The following is a 14,669-nucleotide window of genomic DNA, read 5'->3' as shown; positions in this document are numbered from 1 at the left end:
GAAGTGTGCTGTTGGTATGTCGATATCTGAAGTCAATCGCATCTCAGGCTCATTCCCAGGAAACCCGTTTCAGCAAAGGCGTATGGCCTGATCGAGGAGATCGTTTGCCGCACTTTCTCAGATTGTTTTCATCTTTGTTGCTGGTTGGACCCTTTATCCATTGATAGGTCCATCAGGACTTTTCCTGACTGCTGCGGAGGATGAACGTGGGACTGAATCTGCTTCATCTTCATCTTCATGGTTTGTTCCGTTCCCACGATCTGGAGTTGGGACGGGATGCTGATACCGGCGGTCAGACCCTTTATGTTCTTGAACTCGTCCGAAGTCTTGCCGCTCGCGCTGAGGTTGATCACGTCGAAGTGGTGACCCGGCTGATTCAGGACCGTCGCGTCTCAGCGGATTACGCCCGAGCTGAGGAATTCATTGCCCCCGGGGCGAGCATCCGTCGTCTCAGTTTTGGTCCAAAGCGGTATCTGCGTAAAGAGCAGCTTTGGCCCCATCTCGATGAGCTGGCGGATCAGCTGGTGGTTCAGCTGCAAGCGCGTGATCGCCGGCCGGATTGGATTCATGCGCATTACGCCGATGCCGGTTACGTGGGCGCCCTGGTGAGTCGCCGTCTGGGACTGCCGCTCGTCTTCACGGGGCATTCCCTTGGACGGGAAAAGTTGCGCCGATTATTGGCGGCAGGTGGTGATCGTGAGCAGATCGAGCAGACCTACTCGATCAGTCGTCGCATTGATGCGGAAGAACTGGCTCTCGCCCATGCGGATCTCGTGATCACCAGCACCCGGCAGGAGCGTGATCACCAGTACTCCCGCTACGGGCGGTTTCATTCCGATCGTGCTGATGTCGTCCCCCCTGGTGTTGATGCACGACGGTTCCATCCCCGCAGCACGCCGCAGGAATCAGCGGATGTTTCGGCAATGATGCAGTCGTTTCTGCGTGAGCCCCAGCGACCCCCGCTTCTGGCCATCTGCCGGGCTGATCGGCGCAAGAACATTCCCGCACTGGTGGAGGCGTTTGGACGATCCTCGGTTCTGCGCGAGCGTCACAATCTCGTTCTGGTGCTGGGGAATCGCGATGACTCTCGCCAGATGGATCGGCAGCAGCGGGAGGTGTTTCAGCAGATCTTCGATCTGGTCGACCGCTACGACCTCTACGGATCGGTTGCTTATCCCAAGCACCATCGTCGGGATCAGGTCCCGGCGATTTATCGCTGGGCTGCGGAGCGCGGAGGACTATTCGTCAATCCCGCCCTCACGGAGCCGTTCGGTTTGACCCTGCTGGAGGCGGCTGCCTCCGGACTGCCCATGGTGGCCACAGACGACGGAGGCCCCCGCGATATTCATCGCCGCTGCGACAACGGCTTGCTGGTGGATGTCACCGACCGCGAGTCTCTGCAGGATGGCCTAGAACGCGCTGGATCGGATGGCGGGCGTTGGCGGCGCTGGAGTGACAACGGGGTGGAGGCGGTCAGTCGTCACTACAGCTGGGACGCCCATGTCTGCAGTTATCTGGCGTTGATGCAAGGACGTCTCAGCACCTCCGCTGCAGCGGTGAAACTGCTTGAGCGACCCGTTGCCCAAGCCAATCCTTTGGGTGATCGCCTGCTCCTGCTCGATCTCGACACCAGCCTCGAACAACCCGACGCTGAGGCATTGCAGGCGCTGCGTCATCAGCTCAGTGCGTCGCCAGGTCGGTCCATGGGGCCTGGACTCGGCATCATCACGGGTCGGTCTCTGGCAGCTGCCAGGCAGCGCTTTACCGAACTGCAGCTACCGGAGCCGTCCGTCTGGATCACCCAGGCCGGAACAGAGATTCACTATGGCCAGGAGGATCAATCTGACCGTCTTTGGGCCGCTGAGATCGGTGTGGACTGGCAGCGCGAGGGTGTGGAGAGGGCACTGGCTGATTTAGGCGATCACATCACCCTGCAAGCCGCGGACAATCAAGGCCCTTTCAAGGTCAGTTACCTGCTCAGGCAGCCAGGACCTGCCGTGCTGCCTCTGATCCGTCAGCGTCTCCGGCAGCAGCATCAAGCGGCCCGTCCCAACCTTCGCTGCCATTGGTACCTGGATGTGCTGCCGCTGCGGGCCTCCCGCAGCGAAGCCATGCGTTTTCTCTCTCTGCGCTGGGCGCTTCCACTGGATCGTTTTCTGGTTGTCGCCAGTCAGCAGGGAGACCTTGAGTTGGTTCAAGGCCTTCCGGCAGCGGTGATTCCCTCGGACCATGACCCCTGCCTCGATGGCTGCCGCCAGTTGCAGAGGGTGTACTTCGCCGATCGCGCGCGTCTGTCTGGCGTTCTGGAAGGACTGCAGCACTATCGCTTTCTGAGTGCACGCGCGCGTGTGGATCAGTCTTCGATGTGAAGGTGCACGGCCGCTGCGCTGCGGTCGGCCTTGGCACGGGCTTCGGCCTGATGCTCCCCGCGGGCTAACGCCACTCCCATCCGCCGTCCCGGTCGGGCGTCGCGTTTGCCGAAAAGAAACACACTGGTTTCGCTTTCTTGGAGTGCCTCTTCCATGCCGCTGTAGGTCACCCGGCTGCCGTGCTTGTCCGCGAGGATGACGCGGCTGGCCGCGGCATCGGCGCAGCGGATTGCAGGAATCGGCAGCCCCAGCACCGCGCGCAGGTGTAATTCGAATTCGTTGAGGTTCTGGCTGATCAAGGTCACCAGGCCTGTGTCATGGGGGCGGGGTGACAGCTCGGAGAAGATCACCTCGTCTCCACAGAGAAAGAATTCCACACCGAACAGTCCGGCGCCTCCAAGGTTGTCGGTCACGGTGCGCGCCATGGCTTGGGCCTCACTCAGCTGTTTGTCGCTGAGAGCAGCTGGTTGCCAACTGCATTGGTAATCGCCACGGGCCTGTTCATGGCCGATGGGCGGGCAGAACAGTGTGGAGCCATCCCGCTGGCGGATGGTGAGCAGGGTGATCTCCAGATCGAAGCGCAGGAATTCCTCCACAATCACGTGGGTGGAGGTTCCCCTTGCATTGGCCATGGCCGCCTCCCAGGCCTCATTCAGTCCCTCCGGTCCATCCACAACGCTCTGGCCTTTGCCGGAGGAGCTCATTACCGGTTTCACCACCACGGGCCAGCCCAGGGCCGGAGCCTCGGCGTGCAGTTCTTCAGCACTGGCGGCATAGGCGAAGCGCGCAGTGCGCAAAGCCAGTTCACCCGCGGCGAGATCACGGATGCGATCGCGATTCATCGTGACGGCCGTTGCACGCGCCGTCGGAATCACGGTGAGACCTTCATCCTCCAGTTCAGCGAGGGCATTCACGGCCAGCGCTTCGATCTCTGGAATCACAACCGTGGGTTTGTGCCGGCGCACCACCTCCAACAGCGCTTCTCGGTCGGTCATCGCCAGCACTTCCGCTTCATCGGCCACCTGCATGGCCGGCGCGTCGGCGTAACGATCGCAGGCGATCACATGGCATCCCAGGCGCTGGGCGGCAATGGCCACCTCTTTGCCCAGTTCACCGCTCCCCAGCAGCAGAACTTTGGCTGGCAACGTCGTCATGGAGGGTTTCCCGGCAGCATGGACCCATCCTCTCCTTGTGCCTGATGGCCAATCTCTTGAACGTCACCACGATTGGCTTCACAACAGCTGGCGATGCGGCGGATGGTCTTCTGTTTGGTTGGGAGATCGCCACGGTTCAGAAGTGGGCGCTGATTTATCTGGGGGTGTCCCTTCTGGCGTTTGTGGTGGTTTGGCTGGTGGGAGCCCTCAGAACGAGGTCTTGAGGGCTGGGGGGAGCCTGCAAATCCCTCAGAGAAGAAGAGTGCCAAGCACGATCACGCCGTAAAGCGTGATCAATTGAATTCCCTCATACCAATCCAGTTGATTGTTTTCCGTGATCCAGTGCACGGCAACAACAGCAAATCCAGTGCACCCGAGGGCGATCAGTGGCACGCTCAGATGCAGATACCGACCCATGGGCCAGCCCAACAGCACCAACATCGGCAACACGAACATCATCAGCTGGCCGCTGGATTCAAGGGTGCTGGTGATCGCCAGATCCATACGCCCTTTTGCGGAGGCTCCGATGGAGATCACCCCTTCTGCCGTGGAGCCGAACAGCGGCAGAAGGATCAATCCAATGAAGAGTTCACCCAGGGGACTGTTTTTGAGCAGAACTTCCAGGGTCTCCACGAGAGGGTCGGAGACCAGCACCACGGCGCTGCTCACCACCACCATGGCGATCAGGATGGCTGCGATGCCCTGGCGTGGATGGCCTTCAGCAACGCTTGGCACAACAGCGTTTTGCACCGCTGCCAGACGTTGCTGATCCTGGGAGCGGCTGAAAAAGGACCGGTGGGTTCCCAGCTGCAGCACGAAGGACAGCACGTAATAAAGAAGGATCATCACCGCCACCACAAGCGAGTACACCGCAACGTTGTCCAGCTGATCGGTCCCTTCCATCGGATTCAGGCCTCGGCCCAGGCTGAAGATGGTGGGTACTGCCAGAAACAGAAGGCTCAGCATCAATTGGCGAGCCTGCAGGTTGGTGCTGCGGGCGTCGATCTGAACATGTTGCTCCCGGCGTCCTGCCACGAAGGTGCTGATGCCCAGCACCAGGAGGCAGTTCGTGATCACCGCACCGGCCACGGAGATCACCACAAGCCGGTACAGACCGCTGGCGAGGGCTGTGATGCTCACCACCAGTTCCACCAGGTTCCCCAGCCCCACACTCACCACGCCGCTGTAGCGATCGCCGAGGTGTTCGCTCAGTTGATCCACGAGGATGGAGATCACCCTGGCCAGGGGAACCAAAGCGACTCCGAAGGCCAGAAAGCGCAGAAGCAGCCCCAGGGTGCTTTCGGGCGATCCCGGTTGGATCACCGCCGCTGCCACGGCTGGAAGCAGAAGCAGCGACCAGGTGGTGGCGTAATTGCTTCTCAGCAGGCTGACGGAGTTGCGCAGGGTGCGATGCATCAGCGGGTTGCTCAGGAGTCCAGGTCCTGCATCAGCGTGAGCTGCCGCACAGCCGGTTCTTCATCCACGAATCCCCAGGCGTTGAACACCGCGGCATCGGTGTGGTTGATGCGTTGCGCTCCGTTGTTTCGCTCCAAAACAAAGCCTTGGTCAGCCATCCGGCGCATCAGCCGGGCCGCTTCCTCAAAGCGGGAGGCCATCGCCTCGAGACTGGCGCAGTCGGAGGTCAGGCCGGCATCCTTCCAGGTGAAATAACTCATGGGGTTGGATCAGCGGGGGTGAAGCCCAAGCCCCAGCATGACCAGACCTGCCGTAACCAGCCAGAACAAGGGCACCACCACCTGCTCCGGCGTTCCACCGAGCTCGAAATGGTGATGCAGCGGTGCCATCCGGAAGACGCGGCGCCCCTGACCATCGGCCCCTTTGGTGGCTTTAAACACCCACACCTGCACGATCACTGAAACGGACTCGGCGAGAAAGACCCCGCCCATGAGAAGCAGGGGCCAGAGACTGTCGGAGAGCAGGGCCACGGCGCTGAGCGCTGCTCCCATCGCCAGAGAGCCTGTATCTCCCATGAACACCTTGGCGGGATTGCGGTTGTGGATCAGAAATCCCAGCCAGCATCCAGCCATGGCCATGCAAAATCCCGCCAGCGCCGGATCGCCGGCATTGCCGCGAAGCATCAGTTGCAGGGCCAGACCGGTGAACACCAGTGCTCCGCAGCCGGAGGCCAGACCATCGAGGCCATCGGTGAGGTTGGTGGCGTTGCTCTCGGCGAGAAAAACAAACAGCGCCAGGGGCCAGATCAGCCAGTGGAGGGGAAGGTCGAGATTGAAGGGCAGGCTCACCGTGCCCGCAATCCAGCCTTGCCAACCGGCCCAGCCCAGGAACAGCACGGCTGCTGTGGCTTGCAGCAGCAGTTTGCCCCGAGGCGTGAGGCCGGTGTTGGTGCGTTTGGTGAGGCTGCTCCAGTCATCCACACCACCGATGACCATGTACGCCAGGGTCACCAGTGCAATGGCCAGAAGCTGCTGCGCGCTGCGCCCTTCGCTGCTCACGAGCCCCCCGATGATCACACCAACGGGCACCACCAGCAGACCGCCCATCGTGGGCGTTCCGGATTTGCTGAGGTGGCCCTGGGGACCTTCTGTGCGGATCACTTGCCCCATCTTCAGGGCGCGCAACCGGGGGACTCCCCACCAGGTGATCAGTGTTGATACCAGGATTGCCGCCATTAGCGGCAGGCTCAACAGGCTGTTGGGGATCAAGCGGTCGGCGACGAAGGCCGCGCTGATGACGGCGCCGATCAGAATGGCAGCAGGCCACCGGCCATCAAGACGGGATGTCTGGTCTGAAGCGTCGCTCAAAACCCAACCGCAAATCGGCTGGACGTTAAATCAGTCTTCCCAGTTTTCCTCGTTCTGCTCATCCGCAGCGTTGTAGTCCTCTTTCTCACCCATGAGAGCGGACAGTTCTTCCTCTTCCACGGTGCTCACTTCCGGTGAGCTGGATTCCTCATCTTCCACCAGTCGCCCACTGGTTTCGAGCCAGCTCAACAGATCAGGCTCTTCCCGCAGGGGAAGCACCGGAGCGGGGTCCTTTCGGCCGTAGCGGGTGAGAGCTGGATTGACGCCGTCAAGGGCGCTCATGTCCGTGAGGGCTGAGGACAAGATCTCTGGAGCCAATCCGCCATCATAGAAGACAGTCCGTGACAGTTCCTTGAACAAAGCGGGTTGGCTTGGATTTCTCTGGGGAGGAGCACTGCTTTTCAGTGCAGCATTGCGCCTGTGGGGTGCACGCCACCCTGAGCCTCTGCAGGTCCGATCGGGTGCGGCGCTGGCGCTGGTGCTGGCCCCTGCCCTGTTGATCACCCTCTGGTTGCTGTGGTCGTCCCGCGGGAGTGGAGAATCGGAGCAGTCCGATACAGATCAGGAGTCCGCTTGATGGGACGCGCCAAGAAGGTTGTGCTCGCTTATTCCGGTGGCGTGGATACGAGTGTTTGCATTCCGTATCTCAAGCAGGAGTGGGGAGTCGAGGAGGTGATCACGTTTGCCGCTGACCTCGGCCAGGGCGACGAGCTGGAGCCGATTCGGCGCAAGGCTCTGGAGGCTGGCGCCAGTCAGTCTCTGGTGGGTGATCTCATACAGCCGTTCATCGAAGAGTTCGCCTTTCCTGCCATCCGTGCCAATGCCCTTTACGAGGGTCGTTACCCCTTGTCCACGGCCCTGGCCCGTCCGTTGATTGCCCGGCGGCTTGTGGAAGTGGCGCGAGAGGTTGGCGCGGATGCAGTGGCCCATGGATGCACGGGCAAGGGCAACGACCAGGTGCGTTTTGATGTGGCGATTGCCGCCTTGGCTCCCGATCTCAAGGTGCTCACGCCAGCCAGGGAGTGGGGAATGAGCAGGGAGGAAACGATTGCCTACGGCGAACGCTGCGGTCTACCAGCACCGGTGAGCAAGAAATCTCCTTATTCCATCGATCTCAATCTGCTTGGTCGCAGCGTTGAAGCCGGCCCTCTGGAGGATCCGATGCAGGCTCCCCCTGAAGAAGTGTTCGCCATGACGGTGTCCATCGATGCGGCGCCCTCGGAGGCTGAAGAGATCGAGATCGCCTTCGAGGCTGGCAACCCTGTGAGCATCAACGGCCAGCGACTCGATCCTGTTGCCTTGATCCGAGAAGCCAACCGTTTGGCTGGATCCCATGGCATCGGTCGACTCGACATGATCGAGAACCGGGTGGTGGGCATCAAGAGCCGGGAGATCTACGAAACGCCGGGTTTGCTTCTCTTGATCCAGGCCCACCAGGAACTGGAGAGTCTCACCCTTGCCGCCGATGTGCTCCGCACCAAGCGGCAGCTGGAGATGCAGTGGGCTGATTTGGTGTATCAAGGACTTTGGTTTGGTCCGCTCAAGGAGGCCCTCGATGGCTTCATGGACCGCACCCAGAGCGAAGTGAACGGCGTGGTGCGGCTGCGCCTGCACAAGGGCAATGCCATCGTTACTGGACGGGGGTCCAGCGACAGCAGCCTTTACGTGCCTGAAATGGCCTCCTACGGCAGCGAAGATCAGTTTGATCACCGGGCCGCTGAAGGCTTCATTTATGTCTGGGGTCTGCCCATTCGTCTCTGGTCAGCCGCCCGTCGCCGTTGAAGCCTGGTTCAGGCCGCAGCATCCAAATCCGCTGGCCGTTCGCCGCGACGCGGTTCTGAGCGCCAGCGGAACAAGCGAGAGCGTTGTTCGTTGGTGTTTGGCTCCGCAATCAATCCTGGAGCAGGGCTTTCGAGCAGTTGCTGGGCTCTCGCAAGCAGTCGATAACGTTCCAGCAGTGGTTCAAGCCGCTGCTGGAATTTGCGCTCGAACAGGTCCGGCAGCTCTTCGAGCAGCACTTCGTAGTCATGCACGGTCTGCTCGAGATCAGCGATGCGTTGCTTCAAAGCACGGATCGCTGCATCGTCGGCGGTGTTGGCTTCGCCAGCCTCAGGCTGGGGATGCCAAAGGGGTACCGGAGCCTGGTGGGAGGGGTCCTGGGGGTGCATGACCGGACGCTATCGCCCGGTCACGACTTCCACAATCCCTGGTTCAGGCAGAGGTTTCAGCGGTTTCCGGTTGGGGAGCGGCGGGTTCGGAGCCGGGAACCACGCGCGGTGCGGGCAGAGGTCCTTCCTGCTTCACCGTCAGATAACGAATCACATCCTCGCTGAGACGCATCACCTTCTCGAGGACGGCCACCTGCTGGCCATCACCGTTGTGGCTGAGCTGCACGTAGATGCCTTCCTTGTGCTTGGCGATCGGATAGGCCAGGCGACGCTTGCCACGCATCTGGTTGTCGAGCACATCAGCGCCCGCTTCCACCAGGATGTCGCGGTACTTGGTCAGATGGGATTCAACCTCCTCTTCCGGAATGTCCGGCCGGAGGATGTACATGGTCTCGTAATAAGGCTGCTGGGTCATGGAGACAGCTCCGACAGGGACTGATGGCTCACCCGGGTGAGCGACGGATCCAACAGCCTATCCCCTTGGGGTTGACAGCTTCAGTAGAGCTGCATGCGGACGGCCTGGCTCAGGCCTGGCAGATCGGGCTCTCGGCCGCGGATGCACTCCACGAGCGCAAAGATCACAACGGCCAGAACAGCAATCACCACCGTGCTGGAGAGGGTTCTCAACATCAAACCGCTGCCCAAAGGCTGCAGGAGAATCATGAAGGCATACCCAAGCAGCACAACGATGATGTCCACCAGCAACGCCTGCAGGGTGTTGAAGCGGATGAAATAGGGCACAGCCGGGTTGCGCACCACGGCCAGGAACAGCAGGAAGAAGATCAGCAGGTTGCCGAAGGGGATTCCCTGCTCCAGAAGGGCGATCGGCAACGCGGGCAGGGTCAGCCACTGCAGCCAAGGAAACTGCCCCATCAGGTGACCTCCGAAGGGAATCGCGTCACTCCAGGGAAGGAGATAGGCCAGAAGACCCAAGAACCGTTGCCAGGAAGGGATGGACATGACCGCGGCTCGAACGCGTTGAGCGTAGGCCCGGCGTCTGGGGATGCAGAGGCTCAGCGCCGCGTTGAGGCGAGGCAGTTGAGAGCCGCCTGGCGCATCACGTCCACCGGCACCGTGGAGCAGCCGCTCCAGCGGCGCAGGGATGCTGCGCCCTGTTGGACCAACATTTCCAGGCCATCGATGGTGCGGCAACCCCGTTCTGCCCCCAGCGTCAGCCAGGGCGTCGGTCTTGGCGTGTAGATGAGGTCATAGAGCGTTGTCTTCGCCTCGAGATCGTTCCAGATGTCCTGACTCAGGGGCATGGTGCTTCCGTCCTGGTGCCCCTCCATCCCCACGGGAGTGGTGTTCACCACAAGGCAGGCCTGGGTGAGAAGCTCCCGGATCCGGCTTTCCTCAAGGGGGATACCAACCAGGGGGACTGTCTCCTCCTCGGCGGGTTGGCGCAGATCACTCAAGAAGGCTGCCAGTGCAGTGTCCCGTCGTCCGGCGATATGGATGGCGTTCAGGGGCAGTTGCTGAAGCCCTGCCACAACAGCACGGGCACTGCCACCGCATCCCAGCACAACCGCCGTGCCGCCGCGCCACGCCTCTGACGTGTCCTGCAGAGGAGCCAGAAATCCCTCAGCGTCGGTGTTGTGGCCGTACCAGCCGCCGTTCTCGGCAGGGATGAGGGTGTTCACGGCTTGGAGACGCGAGGCCAGAGCACTCAGCTCCGTGCAGTGGGGGGCCACGGCCTGCTTGTGCGGGATGGTGACGTTCAGGCCGCGGCAGTTCACGGCTCTGAGGCCGCTGAGCACAGACCCCAGATCCGACTGCGCACAGGGCAGTGCCAGGTAGCGCCAATCAAGCCCCATGGCGTCGAGGGCGGCATTGTGCATCGCCGGTGAGAGCGAGTGACGCACCGGTTGCCCCAACAGGCCGATCAGACCGGTGGTTCCGCTGATCATCGTGCCGTTCTGTGTCTGCTCACCAGCCTGCCTGTTCGGGAACCACCCCTCGCCTGCAGGCGTTTCCTCTGACGAAGATGCGAAAGATCTAATCAGTCATTTCGCGGAGTCTGGAGGCACCGAATGGGAAAAGTTGTCGGCATCGATCTCGGAACCACCAATAGCTGTGTGTCGGTGATGGAGGGCGGCAAGCCCACCGTGATCGCCAACGCCGAGGGCTTCCGCACCACGCCCTCGGTGGTGGCTTACACCAAGAACCAGGATCAGCTGGTGGGTCAGATCGCCAAGCGTCAGGCGGTGATGAACCCCGACAACACCTTCTATTCCGTGAAGCGTTTCATCGGCCGGCGGGTCGATGAGGTGAATGAGGAGTCCAAGGAAGTGAGCTACGGCGTTGAGAAGGCCGGCTCGAACGTGAAGGTGAAGTGCCCCGTTCTCGACAAGCAATTCGCCCCTGAAGAGGTGAGCGCCCAGGTGCTGCGCAAGCTGGCGGAGGATGCCGGCAAATATCTGGGAGAAACCGTCACCCAGGCGGTGATCACCGTTCCTGCTTACTTCAACGACTCCCAGCGTCAGGCCACCAAGGATGCCGGCAAGATCGCCGGTCTCGAGGTGCTGCGCATCATCAACGAGCCCACCGCGGCTGCGCTGGCCTACGGCCTCGACAAGAAGAGCAACGAGCGCATCCTGGTGTTTGACCTGGGCGGCGGCACCTTCGACGTGTCCGTGCTCGAGGTGGGTGACGGGGTCTTCGAGGTGCTGTCCACCTCCGGCGACACCCACCTCGGTGGTGATGACTTCGACAAGGTGATCGTTGATCACCTGGCCGACAGCTTCAAGGCCAACGAGGGCATTGATCTGCGTCAGGACAAGCAGGCTCTTCAGCGCCTCACCGAAGCGGCTGAAAAGGCCAAGATCGAGCTCTCCAGTGCCACGCAGAGCGAGATCAACCTGCCGTTCATCACGGCAACGCCTGAAGGCCCGAAGCATCTCGACCTCACCCTCACCCGCGGCAAGTTCGAAGAGCTCGCCTCCAACCTGATCGACCGCTGCCGCATTCCTGTGGAGCAGGCTCTCAAGGACGCCAAGCTGTCCTCCGGCGAACTCGATGAGATCGTGATGGTGGGTGGTTCCACCCGCATCCCTGCCGTGCTGGAGCTGGTCAAGCGCGTTACCAGCAAGGATCCCAATCAGACGGTGAACCCCGATGAGGTGGTGGCCGTGGGAGCTGCCATTCAGGGCGGCGTGCTCGCAGGTGAGGTGAAGGACATCCTGCTGCTGGATGTCACGCCTTTGTCCCTGGGTGTGGAAACCCTCGGTGGGGTGATGACCAAGATGATCACCCGTAACACCACGGTCCCCACCAAGAAATCGGAGACCTACTCCACGGCCGTGGACGGTCAGACCAATGTGGAGATTCACGTGCTCCAGGGTGAGCGCGAGATGGCGTCCGACAACAAGAGTCTGGGAACCTTCCGTCTCGACGGCATTCCGGCGGCTCCCCGCGGCGTGCCCCAGATCGAAGTGACCTTCGACATCGATGCCAACGGCATCCTCAGCGTCACGGCCAAGGACAAGGGCAGCGGCAAGGAGCAGTCCATCTCCATCACCGGTGCGTCCACCCTCAGCGATTCCGAGGTGGACAAGATGGTGAAGGATGCTGAAGCCAACGCCAGCGCTGACAAGGAGAAGCGCGAGCGGATCGACCTCAAGAACCAGGCTGAAACCCTGGTGTATCAGGCAGAGAAGCAGATGGGCGAGCTCGGCGACAAAGTCGACGATGCGGCCAAGGCCAAGGTGGAGGAGAAGCGCACCAAGCTCAAGGAGGCCACCGAGAAGGAGGACTACGACGCCATGAAGACCCTGCTGGAGGAACTGCAGCAGGAGCTCTACACCGTGGGTGCCTCCGTTTACCAGCAAGAAGGTGCCGCAGCCGGTGCTGCGCCCGGTGCAGACGCTGGAGCCGGCGCTGGTGCAGCGGGCGGATCATCCGATGCCGGTGACGACGTCATCGATGCCGAATTCACTGAAACCAAGTGAGTCCTTCGCATTGATCACAAAGAAAGGGGGCCGCAAGGCCCCCTTTTTTGTTGGTTTGTGCGCTTCGGCGCTGGGCGATCACTCGCTGATCTGGGCCACGGCAGCCTTGGACTTCTCCACAACCTCGGCCGGCAGGGAGACGTAGCCCAGGTCGGGTGCCTGGCTCTGGGACTTTTCCGACAGCATGAACTCGAAGGTCTTCTTCAGCAGCTCGGTCTTGTCGGCGTTGCCTTCCTTGTAGGCCAGGATCCAGGTGAAGGTCACGATCGGATAGCCCTTGGGAGGATTGGGATTGCCTCCGATCAGATCGGGACCCAGATCGATGGAGGCCAGAGCGGTGCTCTCGCTTTCGTTGGTGGGCTTTACCTGTTCACCGGATGCATTGGCCAAGGCAGCGGCCTGCAGCTTCCCTTTCACGTAAGCCACCTCCACGTAACCCAAACCACCGTCGATCTGATTCAGCTGAGCGGCGACACCCTCGTTGCCTTTGGCACCAACGCCTGTGGGCCAGGCCACGGACTTGCCGGTTCCTGGACCGTCTTTCCAGGCATCACTGATGGCTGAGAGGTGCTTGGTGAAGTTGTACGTGGTTCCGGAGCCATCGGACCGACGGACCACGGTGATCGCTTTGTCGTCACAGCCCACGTCGCTGTAGTTCTTGATCTTGCCGAGGAAGATGTCAGCCAGTTGCTGCTGGGTGAGCTTCAGATCGCAACCCGGGAGGTTGTAAGCCACGGCGATGGCACCGGCGGTCATCGGGATCTGCAGCACGCCGCGGGTCACCTTGGCGATGTCGTCTGCCTTCATCGGTGCGTCTGAGGCTCCGAAGTCGACGGTTCCGGCTTGGAACTGGCGCACGCCGGCTCCGGAGCCAACCGATTGATAGTTCACTTGGATGCCCTGGGGAGCCAGTTCCTGGAACCAACGGGTGTAGATGGCTGCAGGGAACGAGGCGCCAGCCCCAGACAGGCTGCCCTTGAGTTGGTCTCCGCCGCCACCGCCGGAGGAGCAGGCGGCGAGGCTGACGCCAGCGGTGAGTCCTGCAATGGCAGTGAGCGCTCGGGCTTGAAACGAACGACGCATGATTTCGATGACGAAAACGACTGGTCTGGAGGTCGAGCTCCGGCTGGACCCTATGCACACCGTTTCAGCTTCGAATTAAGGGGCGGTAAGGATTGATCCATCAATCTGCTGGCTCACCCATTCGGCGCTGGCTGGAGCCAGCAGCACCCCATTGCGGTAGTGACCTGAAGCCAGAATCAAGCCGGGCTCCAGTTGTTCCAACAGCGGAGCCGGCCGGCCCTGCGGGCGTGCGCGCAAACCATGCCACTGGCCAACGCGCTCCGTGTCGTGCAACCACTGGGGAGCCAGGTTGTTCAGCGTCTGCATGGCAGGCAGCAGGGAGGGATTGGCTTCGCTACCGGGTTCCACGGTGGCTCCCAGCCACAGCTGCCGCTCGCCGTGGGGGATCAGATTGATGCCGCCACAGGTGAGGACGGCGGGCCAGTGCTCCCAGCTGGCTTGAGAGTCCTGGCGTTTCAGCTCCAGCACTTGCCCCAGCACGGCCTCCATGGGCCTTGGGTGTCCCAGGGGCTCCAGCAATGGCGCACTGCCCAGGGCTGAGCAGATCACCACGGCATCCACGCGCAGCGAATCCCCAGCGGCGGTGACCACTCGCCAGCGACCGTTGCCGCCAGCACTGGAACGCTCCAAATGCTGTGCCGAGGTTGAACGCAACGTTCCGCCCTGTGCCTTGAAAGCCCGGCGCAGGGCGCGTAGCAGCCCCAGAGGGTCCACCCGTCCATCCTGTTCAGAGAGCAACGCCCCATGGCCCGTTCGCGGCCATGGCGTCTGCGCTGATGGCAACGCTGGCTCCTCGAGAAACTGCAGTCCTCGCTCACGTCTGACCTGGGCGAGCTGTCGCATGCGCTCGGCTTCTTCCGCGCTGGCGGCCAGCTGAACCAGGGGGGTCTGCAGGCTGAGCGGTGAGCTCGGATGGTCAAGCTGAGAGACCCAGTTTGGCCAGAGGGCCATGCTGCGCTGGCGCAGGCGCCAGCCCCGGCCGCTGGAGCGACGAAAGCAATGGCCCATCAGAACGCCCAGAGATGCTGTGCTTCCGTTCAAGCCACGCTGGCTCGATGCCTCCGGCACCTCTGAAGCCAGGCAGGGATCCAGGAGCACTACAGCATGTCCTTGGCGGCTGAGATGCCAGGACGTGGCGGTGCCGACGATGCCGGCACCGACGACA

Annotated in this window: 16 protein-coding genes; 5 read left to right on the top strand and 11 right to left on the bottom strand. The window is 61.7% G+C overall.

All coding sequences use genetic code 11. From position 1 onward, the window contains the following. The first annotated feature begins 200 nt into the window (after nt 1-200). Nucleotides 201-2,369 carry an HAD family hydrolase gene (locus tag KQ296_RS06815; protein ID WP_011934412.1) on the top strand — a complete coding sequence of 723 codons (2,169 nt, stop codon included), beginning with the start codon at nt 201-203 and terminating at the stop codon, nt 2,367-2,369. On the opposite strand, the gene purT is transcribed toward KQ296_RS06815, so the two are convergent. Then, nucleotides 2,354-3,523 (bottom strand): formate-dependent phosphoribosylglycinamide formyltransferase, encoded by a 1,170-nt coding sequence (gene purT, locus KQ296_RS06810; protein ID WP_011934411.1) that lies wholly within the window; start codon nt 3,521-3,523, stop codon nt 2,354-2,356. The genes KQ296_RS06815 and purT overlap by 16 nt on opposite strands. 44 nt (nt 3,524-3,567) lie before the next feature. Between purT and KQ296_RS06805 the strand changes: the two genes are divergently transcribed. After that, a complete protein-coding gene (locus KQ296_RS06805; RefSeq protein WP_011934410.1) occupies nt 3,568-3,747 on the top strand; it encodes a hypothetical protein in 180 nt (59 codons plus the stop codon). Between the two features lie 25 nt (nt 3,748-3,772). Here KQ296_RS06805 and KQ296_RS06800 read toward each other — a convergent pair whose 3' ends face one another. The 4 genes from KQ296_RS06800 to KQ296_RS06785 form a co-directional block, all read right to left on the bottom strand. Continuing rightward, entirely contained in the window at nt 3,773-4,939 is a 1,167-nt protein-coding gene (locus tag KQ296_RS06800) for a calcium:proton antiporter (RefSeq protein WP_011934409.1), read from the bottom strand. 11 nt (nt 4,940-4,950) lie between these two features. Continuing rightward, a complete protein-coding gene (locus KQ296_RS06795; RefSeq protein WP_011934408.1) occupies nt 4,951-5,199 on the bottom strand; it encodes a hypothetical protein in 249 nt (82 codons plus the stop codon). 9 nt (nt 5,200-5,208) lie between these two features. After that, a complete protein-coding gene (mraY, locus tag KQ296_RS06790; protein ID WP_370593959.1) occupies nt 5,209-6,252 on the bottom strand; it encodes a phospho-N-acetylmuramoyl-pentapeptide-transferase in 1,044 nt (347 codons plus the stop codon). A gap of 84 nt (nt 6,253-6,336) precedes the next feature. Beyond that, nucleotides 6,337-6,588: a DUF3134 family protein gene (locus KQ296_RS06785; protein WP_011934406.1), complete on the bottom strand. Its 252-nt coding sequence runs from the start codon at nt 6,586-6,588 to the stop codon at nt 6,337-6,339. Nucleotides 6,589-6,658: 70 nt separating this feature from the next. Between KQ296_RS06785 and KQ296_RS06780 the strand changes: the two genes are divergently transcribed. After that, nucleotides 6,659-6,883: a hypothetical protein gene (locus KQ296_RS06780; RefSeq protein WP_011934405.1), complete on the top strand. Its 225-nt coding sequence runs from the start codon at nt 6,659-6,661 to the stop codon at nt 6,881-6,883. After that, nucleotides 6,883-8,088, top strand: coding sequence for an argininosuccinate synthase (locus tag KQ296_RS06775; protein ID WP_011934404.1), 1,206 nt, complete (start codon nt 6,883-6,885; stop codon nt 8,086-8,088). The genes KQ296_RS06780 and KQ296_RS06775 overlap by 1 nt, the downstream gene beginning before the upstream one ends. A gap of 8 nt (nt 8,089-8,096) precedes the next feature. On the opposite strand, the gene KQ296_RS06770 is transcribed toward KQ296_RS06775, so the two are convergent. The 4 genes from KQ296_RS06770 to KQ296_RS06755 all read right to left on the bottom strand — a co-directional run bounded on the left by KQ296_RS06770 (nt 8,097) and on the right by KQ296_RS06755 (nt 10,381). Next, entirely contained in the window at nt 8,097-8,474 is a 378-nt protein-coding gene (locus KQ296_RS06770) for a hypothetical protein (protein WP_011934403.1), read from the bottom strand. A gap of 43 nt (nt 8,475-8,517) precedes the next feature. Further along, the gene (gene rpsF, locus KQ296_RS06765; protein ID WP_011934402.1) at nt 8,518-8,889 is read right to left on the bottom strand and encodes a 30S ribosomal protein S6; all 372 of its coding nucleotides are present in this window, start codon (nt 8,887-8,889) and stop codon (nt 8,518-8,520) included. A gap of 80 nt (nt 8,890-8,969) precedes the next feature. Beyond that, nucleotides 8,970-9,434 (bottom strand): Tic20 family protein, encoded by a 465-nt coding sequence (locus tag KQ296_RS06760; protein WP_011934401.1) that lies wholly within the window; start codon nt 9,432-9,434, stop codon nt 8,970-8,972. A 53-nt stretch (nt 9,435-9,487) separates the two neighbouring features. Beyond that, on the bottom strand, nt 9,488-10,381 hold the full coding sequence (locus KQ296_RS06755; RefSeq protein WP_011934400.1) for a shikimate dehydrogenase: 894 nt from the start codon (nt 10,379-10,381) through the stop codon (nt 9,488-9,490). Between the two features lie 123 nt (nt 10,382-10,504). On the opposite strand from KQ296_RS06755, the gene dnaK reads away from it, so the two are divergent. Beyond that, nucleotides 10,505-12,421, top strand: a complete 1,917-nt coding sequence (gene dnaK, locus KQ296_RS06750) for a molecular chaperone DnaK (protein ID WP_011934399.1) — start codon at nt 10,505-10,507, stop codon at nt 12,419-12,421. Nucleotides 12,422-12,499: 78 nt separating this feature from the next. Here the strand turns inward: dnaK and pstS are convergent, their stop codons facing one another. Both pstS and KQ296_RS06740 read right to left on the bottom strand, forming a co-directional pair. Further along, the gene (gene pstS, locus KQ296_RS06745) at nt 12,500-13,504 is read right to left on the bottom strand and encodes a phosphate ABC transporter substrate-binding protein PstS (protein WP_011934398.1); all 1,005 of its coding nucleotides are present in this window, start codon (nt 13,502-13,504) and stop codon (nt 12,500-12,502) included. 75 nt (nt 13,505-13,579) lie between these two features. Further along, nucleotides 13,580-14,653: an FAD-binding oxidoreductase gene (locus KQ296_RS06740; RefSeq protein WP_259726419.1), complete on the bottom strand. Its 1,074-nt coding sequence runs from the start codon at nt 14,651-14,653 to the stop codon at nt 13,580-13,582. Between the last annotated feature and the right edge of the window lie 16 nt (nt 14,654-14,669).

This window comes from Synechococcus sp. CS-197 (assembly GCF_025128215.1).
Classification (GTDB): Bacteria; Cyanobacteriota; Cyanobacteriia; order PCC-6307; family Cyanobiaceae; genus Synechococcus_C.
Note: the sequence above shows the minus strand (reverse complement) of the source record. Positions and strands in the feature narration are given on the sequence as shown.